This is a genomic window from Dietzia maris, assembly GCF_014144855.1.
In the GTDB taxonomy this organism is placed as follows: Bacteria; Actinomycetota; Actinomycetes; order Mycobacteriales; family Mycobacteriaceae; genus Dietzia; species Dietzia kunjamensis.
The window spans coordinates 1-12,274 of sequence record NZ_JAALDN010000191.1; the positions used below are offsets into that span (position 1 = coordinate 1).

The following is a 12,274-nucleotide window of genomic DNA, read 5'->3' on the forward strand; positions in this document are numbered from 1 at the left end:
ACGACAACGGCGACGACGACGACAACGACGACGACGACAAGGTCGACACGACAGTCCGGAAGGGGACCACCCGGTGACCATCACCTACGACTGCACCGAGGACACCGGCCGCGAGGTCGGTCTCAGTTCCGCTGCAGGCGCCCTGCGCTCGGGCCGGCTGGTCGTGACCCCCACCGACACGCTCTACGGCATCGCCGCCGATGCCTTCGACCCGGACGCGGTGGTCTCGCTGCTGTCCGCCAAGCGCCGTGGCCCGGACATGCCGGTGCCGGTCCTGGTCGGCTCGTGGGAGACCATCGACGGCCTCGTCGTGAGCACCCCGGCCGCCGCCCGCGACCTCATCCGCGCCTTCTGGCCGGGGGGCTTGAGTCTCATCGTGCACCAGGCACCGTCCCTGGGCTGGGACCTCGGCCAGACCCGCGGCACGGTCATGCTCCGGATGCCGCTGCACCCCGTCGCCATCGAACTCCTGCGCGAGGTCGGCCCGCTCGCGGTGTCCAGTGCCAACGTCTCCGGTCAACCGCCGGCCACCACCGTGGCCCAGGCCCGGGAGCAGCTCGGCGACTCGGTGGCCGTGTACCTCGACGGCGGCCCGTGTGCGATCGGCCAGCCCTCGACGATCGTCGACCTCACCGGGCCCGGTCCGCGCATCGTCCGCGAGGGCGCGGTGACCGCCGAGCGCGTGGGAGAGGTCCTCGGCGTCGACCCCGCGGTCCTGCACGGCTGAACCATGGGTGCCGGGGTCCCGTTCCGGGAGCTGCTGCTCATCGCGGTCACCGCCGGACTGGTCACCTTCGTCGTCACCGGTCTGGTCAGGGGAGTGGCACCCGCGATCGGCGGGCTCGCCTACCCGCGGGAGCGGGACGTGCACCAGGTCCCCACCCCCCGGCTCGGCGGGGTGGGCATCTTCACCGGGATGCTCATCGCCGTCTACCTCGCCGCGCAGCTGCCGGCCCTGAACCGGGCCTTCCCGCCCTTCGCCCCCGACGTGGAGGCCACCATCGTCGCCGGCGGGGTGATCGTGCTGGTGGGGATCGTGGACGACATCCTCGGGCTCGGGGCCGTCACCAAACTCGCGGGCCAGGCCGCCGCGGCCGGGGTCCTGGTCGCGATGGGCGTGTCGTGGACGCTGCTGTACATCCCCTTCGGGGACGGCAACATCCTCGTCCTCGACCAGCTCCAGGCCGGACTGCTCACGGTCGTGTTCACACTGACGATCGTCAACGCGATGAACTTCGTGGACGGACTCGACGGGCTCGCCGCCGGACTCGGGGCCATCGCGGCCACGGCGATCTGCGTGTTCTCCGTGGGCATCATGCTGGACCAGGGCGGGACCGTCGGGGCCTACCCGCCGGCACTGGTCACCGCGGTCCTGGCCGGGGCGCTCATCGGGTTCCTGCCCCACAATTTCCAACCCGCCCGGATCTTCATGGGCGACTCCGGGTCCATGCTGATCGGACTGGTCCTCGCCGCGGCCTCGACGAGCGCCTCCGGGAAGATCTCGCAGAGCCTGTACGGGCCCCAGGACATGATCGTCCTGCTCTCGCCGGTGATCGTGGTCGCGGCCGCGATGTTCGTGCCGATGCTCGACCTGGTCATGGCGGTGGTGCGGCGGGTCGGGGCCGGCCGTAGCCCCTTCGCACCCGACAAGATGCACCTGCACCACCGGCTGCTCGCGCTGGGGCACTCCCACCGGAGGGTCGCGCTGGTCATCTACGCGTGGGTCTCCCTCATCGCGTTCGGGGCCGTCGGGGCGACGATGCTGCCCACCGAGGTGATCGTCCCCGCGATCGCGGCCGGTCTCCTCTCCGTCCTGGCGGCGACCCTCGTCCCTCGCCTCCGCAGTTCGCGCGGGAAGCACCGGACGGCCGACGGGCCCCGATCCCCGGGCGACTAGGCTGCGGGGTATGGACGACACCCCCGGACACGACGCCCCCGGACACCAGGTCGAGAGCGCCCACACCATCGGACTACGCAGGGCGGTGACCCTCGGCGGCGCCGCGCTCGCCGTGCTCATGGTGATCAGCGCAGGGCTGTGGTGGGCGGTGGATGGTCGCTCCGGCCTGTGGGGCGCCCTGCTCGGGGCCGCGATCGGTGGCGTGTTCGTCCTCCTCACCGCGGTGGTGGTGATCGCCACGGCCCGAACCTCACCCCAGGTGACCGGAGCCGTCCTGTTGGGAACGTGGCTCCTCAAGCTCATCGTGGCGATCGGGGTCGTCGCGGCTCTCAAGCCGCTCGACTTCTACTCCAAGCCCGCGTTCGCCACGACCATCGTCGTGGCCATGGTCGTGGTCCTCGCGTCGGAGACGGTGGCCATTCTGCGCACGCGCGCCCCGTACGTGGAGCCCTGAGCTGGGATTTTCCGGCACTCCCGATCGGTCACGGACTGGTTTCGGGGAGATGTGGAGCTGATAACGGCGTGAGGTGCCCCCAGGGGTCCGCAGGGGATGGCCTTTGCTACGATGCTCTGCGGAGGGAAACCGGAAAAGGGCGCGGCGGTACACGCCGCGAGAATCCCCGGGCCCTCCCGGGTTCCGCAGGTCGGAACGAAACACTGGACATGACCACCGTCTCTGCAGGCGGCCCGAACAGGGGAGAGAGCGCTGAGCACGTCACTGCTGGCATTCAAGGGCGAGTTCCATCCGCCGTCACTAAATGACTTCTTCCCGCCGGCCGTGCTCTTCGAGGGGACTCCGTTCGCTCTGGACCGGCTGATGATCATCCGGCTGATCGCGGCGGCCGTCGTCGCGGTGCTGTTCTACCTGGCGATGCGCCGGTCGGCCGTCGTGCCGCGCGGACTGCAGAACGTCGGCGAGATCGCGCTGGACTTCGTCAAGAACAACATCTCGGACGAGATCATCGGGAAGAAGGACGGTGACCGGTTCCTCCCGGTCATCGCGACGATCTTCTTCCTCACGCTGTTCATGAACCTGCCCGCCGTGATCCCGGGCTTCAACATCTCGCCCAACGCGCGGATCGGCATGCCGCTGGTCATGGCCGCGGTCGCGTATGTGGTCTTCATCTATGCGGGAGCCAAGAAGTACGGCTTCTTCTCCTTCGTGGGCAAGTCGGTCGTCGTGCCGAACCTTCCCCCGGCGCTGCACCTGCTGGTCGTGCCGATCGAGTTCGTGTCGACCTTCATCCTGCGGCCGGCCACGCTGACCATCCGTCTGATGGCCAACATGCTGGCCGGGCACATCATGATCGTGCTGCTGTTCTCCGCCACGAACTTCTTCTTCTGGCAGTTCAACGGGTGGACCGCGGTCAGCCTCGTGACCATCATCGTGTCGGTGGCGTTCACGTTCTTCGAGCTGCTGGTGATCTTCCTGCAGGCGTACATCTTCGCGCTGCTCACCGCGGTGTACATCGACCTGTCGTTGCACGCCGACAGTCACTAAAAGACTTCCGGCGCCGCGAGCGCCGGGACACCCAGACCACACCGACGACCGAGTGCGGACATCCCGCACCGGCCATCTGAAAGGGAACGGAAACCCACATGGATATCGTCACTCTCGCCCAGGCAACCGAGACGACCGCCCGCGGTTACGGCGCCATCGGCTACGGCCTCGCCGCGATCGGCCCCGGCATCGGCATCGGCATCGTCGTCGGCAAGGCGATCGAGGGCATGGCCCGCCAGCCCGAGATGGCCGGCCAGCTGCGCACCACGATGTTCCTGGGCATCGCCTTCACCGAGGCCCTGGCGCTCATCGGTATCGTCACCGGCTTCATTTTCTGATCGCCGGCTGGCGAAGGTCAACGACATGAATCCGATCCACATTCTCGCCGCGAGCGAGACCGAGGGGCTCCCGCTGGAGGAGACGCCCAACGTCCTCTCGCCGGCGCTGTACGACATCGTCTGGTCGCTGATCCCGTTCGCTGTCGTCCTGTTCGTGTTCTGGAAGTTCGTCCTCCCGATGTTCAAGCGGGTCCTGGACGAGCGCACCCAGCGCATCGAGGGCGGCATCGAGAAGGCGGAGGCCGCACAGGCCGAGGCGAAGGCGGCCCTGAACAAGTACAACGCCCAGCTCGCCGAGGCGCGTGGCGAAGCCGCGAAGATCCGCGACGACGCGCGTGCGCAGGGGCAGCAGATCCTCGCCGACATGAAGGCGGAGGCCCAGGCCGAGAGCGACCGCATCGTCGCCGCCGGGCAGCAGCAGCTCGCCGCGCAGCGTCAGCAGATCGTCACGGAGCTCCGTGGCGACCTCGGACGCCAGTCGGTCGAGCTCGCCGAGCGGCTCATGGGTGAGCAGCTGTCCGATCCGGTCCGCCGTTCGGGCACCATCGACCGTTTCCTCGCCGACCTGGACAAGGTCGCCGGGGCGGGCCAGAAGTAAGGAAGAAGCAGACTATGCACGCAGCAAGCCGCGACGCCCTCGAGCAGTCCCGGTCGGTCCTGCAGTCCACGCTCTCCGCGAACCCGGCCGGGGGCGCCACGGGCGCCAAGGTCGGTGCCGAGCTCTTCCGGGTCGTCGACGTCCTGGAGGGTGACCGCTCCCTGCGTGTCGCCGTCGCGGACTCGTCCGCACCGGTCGAGGCCCGCGAGGACCTCGCCCGTTCGGTGTTCGGCTGGAAGATCGACGAGTCGACCCTCGCGGTCGTGCTTGCTGCGGTCGCACTGTCCTGGTCCACCCCGCGGGATCTCCGTGAGGGCCTCGTCACCCTCGGCCGGGAAGCGCTCCTGCTCTCGGCCCGGGAGCAGGGTCAGCTCGGGACGGTCGAGGACGAACTGTTCAGATTGGGCCGCATCGTCGCGGGCGACGCGGAGTTCGAGCAGGCTCTGTCCGACCGCACGACCACCACGGAGTCCAAGCGCGCACTCCTCGGTCATGTCCTCTACGGCAAGGTGACCGCGGTCACCGAGGCGCTCGCCGGGCAGGCGATCGCCCGGCCGGACGCCATGCCCGCCGACGATCTGGACGCGCTGTCCAGGCAGGCGGCCGAACTCCAGGGACAGTCGGTGGCCGTGGTCACCAGTGCCACGGAACTCACCACCGAGCAGCGGGCCGCACTCGAGGGCAAGCTCGCCGAGATCTACGGACGGGAGATGGCGGTCCACGTCCAGGTCGACCAAGCGGTCCTCGGCGGCATGGTGATCCGCGTCGGTGACGAGATCATCGACGGTTCCGTCGCCGGGCGGCTCTCGGCCGTACGACGGGCGCTTCCCTAGGCCTCGACACCCGACGAGCAACGGTCGCACTCGGTCGATGCTCACCTGACAAGACACATCCAGACCACACTTAGTGAGAGCAGGAATGACATGGCGGAGCTGACTATCTCCTCCGACGAGATCCGCAGTGCGATTGCGAATTACACCTCGACGGTCTCCAACGAGGCGTCGCGCGAGGAGGTCGGAATCGTCACCGACACGGGCGACGGTATCGCCCACATCAGCGGACTCCCGTCCGCGATGGCCAACGAGCTGCTGGAGTTCCCGGGCGGCATCCTCGGCGTCGCACTGAACCTCGAGGACCGCGAGATCGGTGCGGTCGTGCTCGGCAACTTCGATGAGATCGCCCAGGGCCAGGAGGTGCGTCGCACCGGGGAGGTCCTCTCCGTTCCGGTCGGCGACGGCTTCCTCGGTCGCGTCGTCAACCCGCTCGGGCAGCCCATCGACGGCCTCGGCGACATCGAGTCGGAAGGCACCCGCGCCCTCGAGCTGCAGGCGCCGTCCGTTCTGGAGCGCCAGCCGGTCGAGGAGCCCATGCAGACCGGCATCAAGGCCATCGACGCCATGACGCCGATCGGTCGCGGTCAGCGTCAGCTCATCATCGGTGACCGCAAGACGGGCAAGACCGCGGTCTGCATCGACGCGATCCTCAACCAGAAGGCCAACTGGGAGTCGGGCGACAAGACCAAGCAGCTCCGGTGCATCTACGTCGCGATCGGCCAGAAGGGCTCCACCATCGCGGGTGTCAAGGCGACGCTCGAGGAGAACGGCGCGATGGAGTACACCACCATCGTCGCCGCCCCCGCCTCTGACTCGGCCGGCTTCAAGTGGCTCGCGCCGTTCACCGGTTCGGCCATCGGGCAGCACTGGATGTACGACGGTGCGCACGTCCTGGTCGTGTTCGACGACCTGTCCAAGCAGGCCGACGCGTACCGCGCGATCTCGCTGCTGCTCCGTCGCCCCCCGGGTCGCGAGGCGTACCCCGGCGACGTCTTCTACCTGCACTCCCGCCTGCTCGAGCGGTGCGCCAAGCTCTCGGACGAGATGGGCGGTGGGTCGCTGACGGGTCTCCCGATCATCGAGACCAAGGCCAATGACGTCTCGGCGTTCATCCCGACCAACGTCATCTCGATCACCGACGGTCAGGTCTTCCTCGAGTCCGACCTGTTCAACCGCGGTGTGCGTCCGGCCGTCAACGTCGGTATCTCCGTCTCCCGAGTCGGCGGTGCCGCGCAGACCAAGGGCATGAAGAAGGTCTCCGGCTCGCTGCGTCTGGACCTGGCCGCGTACCGCGACCTCGAGTCGTTCGCGACGTTCGCGTCCGACCTCGACGCCGCCTCGAAGGCGCAGCTCGAGCGTGGCCAGCGTCTGGTCGAGATCCTCAAGCAGGACCAGAACTCGCCGGTCGCCGTGGAGGACCAGATCGTCTCGATCTACCTCGCCGGTGAGGGTTTCTACGACTCCGTCCCGGTCGAGGACGTCCGTCGCTTCGAGGGCGAGCTGCTCGAGACCCTGCGGCACTCCGCCTCCGACGTCTACAGCCAGATCGAGGGGGGAGCCGCGCTCTCCGACGAGTCCAAGTCGACCCTCGAGGCCAAGACCAACGAGTTCAAGGAGGGCTTCGTCGCCACCGACGGTTCCCGTGTGGTCAACGAGCCCGAGGCCGAGGCGCTGTCCGAGGACGAGATCGATCGTGAGAAGCTCACGGTCACCAAGAAGAAGGCCTGAGGCCTGCGATGACAGCCATCCGATTCAAGGTCGAGAGGAGAGTGATCCACGCCCATGGCCAACATGCGTGAACTACGCGACCGGATCAAGTCGGTCAACTCGACCAAGAAGATCACCAAGGCCCAGGAGCTGATCGCGACCTCGCAGATCTCCAAGGCCCAGGCCCGGGTCGCGGAGGCCAAGCCCTTCGCGGACCAGATCACCGCGATCCTCACCGATCTCGCGAGTGCCTCGTCGCTCAAGCACCCGATGCTCAACGAGCCGGAGAACCCGAAGCGGTCCGCCGTGCTGGTGGTGACCTCCGACCGGGGCATGTGTGGTGGTTACAACCACAACGTGCTCAAGGAGGCCGCCGAGCTCATCGCCTACCTCGAGAGCGAAGGGCGTGAGGTCGACATCTACGTGATGGGCAACAAGGGGATCGTGTACTACACGTTCCGCGAGGTCGAGCTCGCCGGTGCCTGGCACGGGCATTCGCAGAAGCCGGACTACCAGGAAGCGCGTCCGGCGTTTCAGCTCCTGTCGGCGGCTTTCAAGGCCGGCGGCGAGTCGACGTTCGACGCCTCCGAGTTCCTCGAGGGGGACGGCACGGACACCACCCGCAAGGGCGTCGACGAGGTCCACATCGTCTACACCCAGTTCAAGTCGATGCTCACGCAGACCCCGCGGGCGCGTCGACTGGCCCCGATCGAGACCGAGGTCGAGATCGAGGAGCTGGACCTGGGCGACGGCATGATGGACGACAGCCCCAGGTCGGAGTCCGAATTCAAGCCGGAGGTCTCCTTCGAGCCGGATGCGGACACCCTCCTGGACAACATCCTCCCGAGGTACATGTCGACCCGTGCCTTCGCCTCGCTCCTTGAGGCGGCGGCGTCGGAGTCGGCGGCACGACGGACCGCCATGAAGTCGGCGACCGACAACGCCACCGAGCTGGTGGAGGGCCTGAGCCGCGAGGCGAACCAGGCACGCCAGGCACAGATCACCCAGGAAATCAGCGAGATTGTCGGTGGCGCTGGTGCGCTCGCCGCTAGCGCAGGAAGTGACTAAGCAATGACCACAGCTGTTACCGATCAGAGCACGACGGGCACGGCCGGTCTCACCGGTCGGGTCGCCCGCGTCCTGGGTGCGGTCGTCGACGTGGAGTTCCCGCGCGGCGCCCTCCCGGCCCTCTTCAACGCCCTCACCGCCGAGATCACCCTCGCGGCGGTCGCCAAGACCGTGACGTTCGAGGTCGCCCAGCACCTGGGCGACAACATGGTGCGCTGCATCTCGATGCAGTCCACCGACGGACTCGTCCGCGGTGCCGAGGTGGTCGACTCCGGTCAGCCGATCTCGGTTCCGGTCGGCGACGTCGTCAAGGGCCACGTCTTCAACGCCCTGGGCGACTGCCTCGACGCGCCCGGCACCGGCCGGGACGGCGAGCAGTGGGGTATTCACCGCGAGCCGCCGGCCTTCGACCAGCTCGAGGGCAAGACCGAGATCCTCGAGACCGGCGTCAAGGTGATCGACCTGCTGACCCCGTACGTCAAGGGCGGCAAGATCGGTCTGTTCGGTGGTGCCGGTGTCGGCAAGACGGTGCTCATCCAGGAGATGATCACCCGTATCGCGCGTGAGTTCTCCGGTACGTCGGTGTTCGCCGGCGTCGGTGAGCGCACCCGTGAGGGCACCGACCTCTTCCTCGAGATGGAGGAGATGGGCGTCCTCCAGGACACCGCCCTGGTGTTCGGTCAGATGGACGAGCCGCCGGGGACGCGTATGCGCGTCGCCCTCTCGGCCCTCACCATGGCCGAGTACTTCCGCGACGTGCAGGGCCAGGACGTCCTCCTGTTCATCGACAACATCTTCCGCTTCACGCAGGCCGGTTCCGAGGTCTCGACGCTGCTCGGCCGCATGCCGTCCGCCGTCGGTTACCAGCCGACCCTCGCGGACGAGATGGGTCAGCTGCAGGAGCGAATCACCTCGACGCGTGGTCGCTCGATCACGTCGCTGCAGGCGATCTACGTCCCCGCCGACGACTACACCGACCCGGCGCCGGCCACGACGTTCGCCCACCTCGACGCCACCACGGAGCTCTCCCGCTCCATCGCGTCGAAGGGCATCTACCCGGCCGTCGACCCGCTCACCTCGACCTCTCGGATCCTCGAGCCGGGCATCGTGGGCGAGGAGCACTACCGCGTCGCCCAGGAGGTCATCCAGATCCTCCAGAAGTACAAGGAACTCCAAGACATCATCGCCATCCTCGGTATGGACGAGCTGTCCGAGGAGGACAAGGTCACGGTTCAGCGTGCCCGTCGCCTCGAGCGCTTCCTCGGCCAGAACTTCCTGGTCGCCGAGAAGTTCACCGGTCAGGTCGGTTCGGTCGTCCCGCTGTCGGACACCATCGAGGCGTTCGACAAGCTCTGCAAGGGCGAGCTGGACCACCTTCCGGAGCAGGCGTTCAACGGCATCGGCGGTCTCGACGATGTCGAGGCCAACGCCAAGAAGCTCTCCGGGAAGTGACGGTCGTCCATGGCTGAGATCGAAGTCGAGTTCGTCACCGTCGAGCGCAGGTTCTGGTCCGGGACCGCATCCATGGTGGTCGCCAAGACCAGCGAGGGTGAGATCGGTATCCAGGCCGGTCACGAGCCTCTGCTCGGTGAGCTGGATGCCGCCGGTACCGTCACGGTGTACACGGACGAGGGGCGCAAGGTCGCTGCCGTCCAGGGCGGCTTCCTGTCGGTGACCGCGAACAAGGTCAGCATCCTCGGGGAGTCCGCAGAGTGGTCGGACGCGATCGATCGCGCCGCCGCGGAGCGGCAGCTGTCCGAGGCCGGCGATGACGCCTCCGCCGCGGCCACCGCCCGGGGCCGACTCCTCGCCATCGAGAAGGCCGGCGCCTAGTACGCACGGTCCGCCCGTCACACACGGCCGCGACCGCCGGAAGGGGATGAGCAGAGTGACGGCTCCCATCGAGATCATTCTCGGGCTCGTCATCCTGCTCGTGCTCGTCCCGGTGGTCGCGGCCGTCGTGTATCGACTGGTCGTCGTGCGTCGTAATTCCACGTCGGTCCTCGTTCGCAGGGCCGGGGAGGATGCGTGGGGATACGGCGCCGTCCGGTACTCGGATACCGAGGTCGCGTTATACCGTCTGCTGAGCGTGAAGTTCGGTGCCGACGTGCGGTTGGACCGGCGGACCCTCGTGCTGGGCCCGCGTCGACAGCCCACCGGTCCGGAGCTCGACGTGGCAGAGGAGGGCGAGGTGATCGTTCCGTTCTCCGGACACGACCGCCGCGCCCGTCCGGTCGAAGGTGAACTCTGCGTGGCCCTCGCAAAACTGACCGGGATGCTCGCGTGGGTCGAGGCCTGCTCCACCGAGCAGGTCCGCCCCCGGCGTCCCCACCGCTGACACCATCCGCGCCGCGTGCCGGGGGCGGTGCCCGTACCCAGGAGGAACCGTTGCGTCTCGTCGTAGCCACGTGCCAGGTCGACTACGTCGGTCGCCTCACGGCTCATCTTCCGATGGCCCCGCGGTTGTTGCTGGTCAAGGCCGACGGGTCGGTGAGCGTCCACGCGGACGACCGTGCCTACAAGCCGCTCAACTGGATGACCCCACCCTGTTCCCTCGTGGAGGGAGATCACCCGGAGAACCCGGAGCAGCAGCTGTGGGTGGTGGAGAACAAGGCGGGGGAGCAGCTACGGATCACCGTCGCCGAGGTGCACCACGACTCCCGACACGAACTGGGCGTGGACCCGGGACTGGTGAAGGACGGCGTCGAGGCACACCTGCAGGAACTGCTCGCCGAGCACATCGAGACGCTCGGGCAGGGGTACAGCCTGGTCCGCCGGGAGTACATGACGGCGATCGGCCCCGTCGACATCCTCGGCCGCGACGGTACGGGGACGACGGTCGCCGTCGAGATCAAACGCCGCGGTGAGATCGACGGCGTGGAGCAGCTGACCCGCTATCTGGAACTGCTCAACCGCGACCCGTTGCTCGCGCCGGTCAGTGGGATCTTCGCCGCCCAGATCATCAAGCCCCAGGCGCGCACGCTTGCCGAGGACCGCGGGATCCGATGCGTGACCCTGGACTACGACTCGCTGCGCGGGATCGAGTCCACCGATCTCCGACTCTTCTGACCGCAGGCCATCGCGATGCCCAGGCGACACCGACGCGGCGAAGCCGACCGGCCGCTACCGCCGCGGCACGGACTCGGGGGCTCGGCGCTCGAACCCGGGCCGGCCGGTGACCCCGATTCGTACCACGTACGGCGGATCCCCGGGGCCAGAGCGGGCAAGGACTACCGGTGCCCCGGTTGCGATCACCTGGTGATGTCCGGGACCGCGCACATCGTGGCGTGGCCGGACCGTCCCGGTGGAGACGAGGAACGTCGCCACTGGCACACGGGGTGCTGGTCCGGTCGTGGCCGGAGGGGGCTCACCCGTCGCTGGAGTTGAGGTCCGGTTCCTCCGGCAGGTCGTACTCCCCGTCGTCGCGCGCCCCGGGGATGGGTTCGAGTGTCGCCCGGATGGCGCCGAGCTCGTCCAGCACACGCTCGCGGAGCACGCGCAGGTCGTCCACATGCCGTCGTGCCCGGGAGACCAGACGCTCCGCCCGGCGGCGGGCGTCGTCGACGAGCCGACGGGCCTCCTCCTCGGCCTCGCGACGCGTGGACTCCGCGGCCGCCAGCGAGGCGTCCTGGCGTTGCGCTGCCGCGCGCAGGTCCTCGCTCCGGCGTAGATCCGAGGCCAGTCGGTGGTCCTCATCGATCTCGTGCCGCCGGCGCGCCGCCTCGTCGTCCAGTCGCCGGGCCTCTCGTTCCGCGGCGAGGATGATCTCCCGGGCGCGGGCGCGTGCCGCATCGAGGACGGACGAGTGCTCGGTGCGGACCGCCTCGGCACTCCTGCGGACCGCGGCCAATTCGGCGCCCGCGGTCTCCCGTAGCCGCCACGCGTCCTCCTCGGCCTCCGCGCGAATCCGGTCGGCGGTGGCGTGCGCGGAGTCACGGATGGACTCCGCTTCGGCGGTGGCCAGCGAGAGCATCGTCGACAACCTGTCCGACATCTGACCGCTGGTCACGGGAGCCCGACCGAGTTCGGCGACCCTGGCCTCGAGGTGTGCCACCCGTGCTCGTTCCCGGTCTGCGTCCGCCGCGGCCCGCTCAGCCCGGGCGACGGCGGCATCCCGGTCAGCGCGCAGTACCCCCGTCTCCGTCTCGAGACGGGTGAGTGCTCCCATCACCTGCTCACGGTCAAATCCCTTGCGCACCACCGCGAAGGACTCCGCGGTGGTGGGTGACGTGTGCATGCTCGACATGTCCCCACCCTAGCGGCGGGAGCCGGGCGAGCGACTAGGGCGTGTCTCCCAATTGGCGTAGCCAGGTGAGAATTGCGCAGAGGGTG

15 protein-coding genes are annotated in these 12,274 nt (G+C 68.4%); 14 read left to right on the plus strand and 1 reads right to left on the minus strand.

Annotated elements, in window-relative coordinates:
• Window positions 1-73 precede the first annotated feature (73 nt).
• The 14 genes from G6024_RS06900 to G6024_RS16625 all read left to right on the plus strand — a co-directional run bounded on the left by G6024_RS06900 (window position 74) and on the right by G6024_RS16625 (window position 11,329).
• Window positions 74-727 carry an L-threonylcarbamoyladenylate synthase gene (locus G6024_RS06900; protein WP_159148354.1) on the plus strand — a complete coding sequence of 218 codons (654 nt, stop codon included), beginning with the start codon at window positions 74-76 and terminating at the stop codon, window positions 725-727.
• 3 nt (window positions 728-730) lie between these two features.
• Window positions 731-1,897: a glycosyltransferase family 4 protein gene (locus G6024_RS06905; protein WP_067718345.1), complete on the plus strand. Its 1,167-nt coding sequence runs from the start codon at window positions 731-733 to the stop codon at window positions 1,895-1,897.
• A gap of 10 nt (window positions 1,898-1,907) precedes the next feature.
• Complete coding sequence (locus G6024_RS06910) at window positions 1,908-2,351, plus strand: Cg1360 family ATP-synthase-associated protein (RefSeq protein WP_159148355.1); 444 nt, start codon at window positions 1,908-1,910, stop codon at window positions 2,349-2,351.
• A gap of 363 nt (window positions 2,352-2,714) precedes the next feature.
• Window positions 2,715-3,398 carry a F0F1 ATP synthase subunit A gene (gene atpB / locus G6024_RS06915; RefSeq protein ID WP_235027792.1) on the plus strand — a complete coding sequence of 228 codons (684 nt, stop codon included), beginning with the start codon at window positions 2,715-2,717 and terminating at the stop codon, window positions 3,396-3,398.
• A gap of 98 nt (window positions 3,399-3,496) precedes the next feature.
• Entirely contained in the window at window positions 3,497-3,736 is a 240-nt protein-coding gene (locus G6024_RS06920; RefSeq protein ID WP_067718337.1) for an ATP synthase F0 subunit C, read from the plus strand.
• A 25-nt stretch (window positions 3,737-3,761) separates the two neighbouring features.
• Window positions 3,762-4,334 (plus strand): F0F1 ATP synthase subunit B, encoded by a 573-nt coding sequence (locus G6024_RS06925; RefSeq protein WP_096905256.1) that lies wholly within the window; start codon window positions 3,762-3,764, stop codon window positions 4,332-4,334.
• Between the two features lie 14 nt (window positions 4,335-4,348).
• Entirely contained in the window at window positions 4,349-5,167 is an 819-nt protein-coding gene (locus G6024_RS06930; RefSeq protein ID WP_069389645.1) for a F0F1 ATP synthase subunit delta, read from the plus strand.
• 90 nt (window positions 5,168-5,257) lie between these two features.
• Entirely contained in the window at window positions 5,258-6,895 is a 1,638-nt protein-coding gene (gene atpA, locus G6024_RS06935; RefSeq protein WP_096905257.1) for a F0F1 ATP synthase subunit alpha, read from the plus strand.
• A 54-nt stretch (window positions 6,896-6,949) separates the two neighbouring features.
• Window positions 6,950-7,942 (plus strand): F0F1 ATP synthase subunit gamma, encoded by a 993-nt coding sequence (locus tag G6024_RS06940; RefSeq protein ID WP_096905258.1) that lies wholly within the window; start codon window positions 6,950-6,952, stop codon window positions 7,940-7,942.
• Window positions 7,943-7,945: 3 nt separating this feature from the next.
• Window positions 7,946-9,394: a F0F1 ATP synthase subunit beta gene (gene atpD / locus G6024_RS06945; RefSeq protein WP_067718325.1), complete on the plus strand. Its 1,449-nt coding sequence runs from the start codon at window positions 7,946-7,948 to the stop codon at window positions 9,392-9,394.
• Window positions 9,395-9,403: 9 nt separating this feature from the next.
• The gene (locus G6024_RS06950; RefSeq protein WP_067718322.1) at window positions 9,404-9,775 is read left to right on the plus strand and encodes a F0F1 ATP synthase subunit epsilon; all 372 of its coding nucleotides are present in this window, start codon (window positions 9,404-9,406) and stop codon (window positions 9,773-9,775) included.
• A 46-nt stretch (window positions 9,776-9,821) separates the two neighbouring features.
• On the plus strand, window positions 9,822-10,280 hold the full coding sequence (locus G6024_RS06955) for a DUF2550 family protein (RefSeq protein WP_194307303.1): 459 nt from the start codon (window positions 9,822-9,824) through the stop codon (window positions 10,278-10,280).
• A gap of 50 nt (window positions 10,281-10,330) precedes the next feature.
• Window positions 10,331-11,011: an endonuclease NucS gene (nucS, locus tag G6024_RS06960; RefSeq protein ID WP_154827828.1), complete on the plus strand. Its 681-nt coding sequence runs from the start codon at window positions 10,331-10,333 to the stop codon at window positions 11,009-11,011.
• A 15-nt stretch (window positions 11,012-11,026) separates the two neighbouring features.
• On the plus strand, window positions 11,027-11,329 hold the full coding sequence (locus tag G6024_RS16625) for an Rv1322 family protein (protein ID WP_235027793.1): 303 nt from the start codon (window positions 11,027-11,029) through the stop codon (window positions 11,327-11,329).
• Here G6024_RS16625 and G6024_RS06965 read toward each other — a convergent pair.
• Complete coding sequence (locus G6024_RS06965) at window positions 11,310-12,188, minus strand: hypothetical protein (protein WP_235027794.1); 879 nt, start codon at window positions 12,186-12,188, stop codon at window positions 11,310-11,312. The two genes, G6024_RS16625 and G6024_RS06965, sit on opposite strands and share 20 nt — an antisense overlap.
• Window positions 12,189-12,274: the final 86 nt, after the last annotated feature.

Bases quoted from the DNA above. Each gene is read 5' to 3' on its own strand.
- G6024_RS16625 (WP_235027793.1), top strand. From the start codon at position 11,027: ATGCCCAGGCGACACCGACGCGGCGAAGCCGACCGGCCGCTACCGCCG.
- G6024_RS06930 (WP_069389645.1), top strand. From the start codon at position 4,349: ATGCACGCAGCAAGCCGCGACGCCCTCGAGCAGTCCCGGTCGGTCCTG.
- G6024_RS06910 (WP_159148355.1), top strand. From the start codon at position 1,908: ATGGACGACACCCCCGGACACGACGCCCCCGGACACCAGGTCGAGAGC.
- atpB (WP_235027792.1), top strand. From the start codon at position 2,715: ATGATCATCCGGCTGATCGCGGCGGCCGTCGTCGCGGTGCTGTTCTAC.
- G6024_RS06965 (WP_235027794.1), bottom strand. From the start codon at position 12,188: ATGTCGAGCATGCACACGTCACCCACCACCGCGGAGTCCTTCGCGGTG.
- G6024_RS06905 (WP_067718345.1), top strand. From the start codon at position 731: ATGGGTGCCGGGGTCCCGTTCCGGGAGCTGCTGCTCATCGCGGTCACC.
- atpA (WP_096905257.1), top strand. From the start codon at position 5,258: ATGGCGGAGCTGACTATCTCCTCCGACGAGATCCGCAGTGCGATTGCG.
- G6024_RS06950 (WP_067718322.1), top strand. From the start codon at position 9,404: ATGGCTGAGATCGAAGTCGAGTTCGTCACCGTCGAGCGCAGGTTCTGG.
- G6024_RS06940 (WP_096905258.1), top strand. From the start codon at position 6,950: ATGGCCAACATGCGTGAACTACGCGACCGGATCAAGTCGGTCAACTCG.
- G6024_RS06925 (WP_096905256.1), top strand. From the start codon at position 3,762: ATGAATCCGATCCACATTCTCGCCGCGAGCGAGACCGAGGGGCTCCCG.
- G6024_RS06920 (WP_067718337.1), top strand. From the start codon at position 3,497: ATGGATATCGTCACTCTCGCCCAGGCAACCGAGACGACCGCCCGCGGT.
- atpD (WP_067718325.1), top strand. From the start codon at position 7,946: ATGACCACAGCTGTTACCGATCAGAGCACGACGGGCACGGCCGGTCTC.
- G6024_RS06955 (WP_194307303.1), top strand. From the start codon at position 9,822: ATGAGCAGAGTGACGGCTCCCATCGAGATCATTCTCGGGCTCGTCATC.